Origin of the sequence: Xanthomonas populi (genome assembly GCF_002940065.1) — a bacterium.
GTDB classification, from domain to species: Bacteria; Pseudomonadota; Gammaproteobacteria; order Xanthomonadales; family Xanthomonadaceae; genus Xanthomonas; species Xanthomonas populi.
The window spans coordinates 1-313 of sequence record NZ_MDEJ01000382.1 but is presented as its reverse complement, the minus strand read 5'-3'; the positions used below and the strand labels follow the sequence as shown (position 1 = coordinate 313).

At 57.5% G+C, this 313-nt stretch carries 1 protein-coding gene; it reads right to left on the bottom strand.

Annotated elements, in window-relative coordinates; translation table 11 throughout:
- Positions 1-294: transposase (locus XpopCFBP1817_RS21375; RefSeq protein ID WP_425479141.1), on the bottom strand; the 294-nt coding region annotated here is incomplete at its 3' end.
- Between the last annotated feature and the right edge of the window lie 19 nt (positions 295-313).

The window sequence follows — 313 nt, the reverse complement described above, 5'->3', positions numbered from 1 at the left end:
TTTTTTTAATGCACCCGTGCCATCGGGATGCACCTTGATGCTGGTGGAGTCCAGCCAGACCGCCTCGATTTTGATGCGCACGATTTGGGACTTCTGCAATTGGGCGAACATCCGGTCCAGCACACCCGCCTTGGCCCAACGGTTCATGCGCGTGTACACCGTATGCCAGTTGCCAAAGCGCTTGGGCAGGCCGCGCCATTTGCAGCCATGCTCGGCAACGTAAAGGATGGCGTTGACCACTTGCAGGTTGGTCATGCTCACATTGCCGCGCTGCGTCGGCAGGCAGTGCTCGATTAGGGAAAATTGCTCTGGT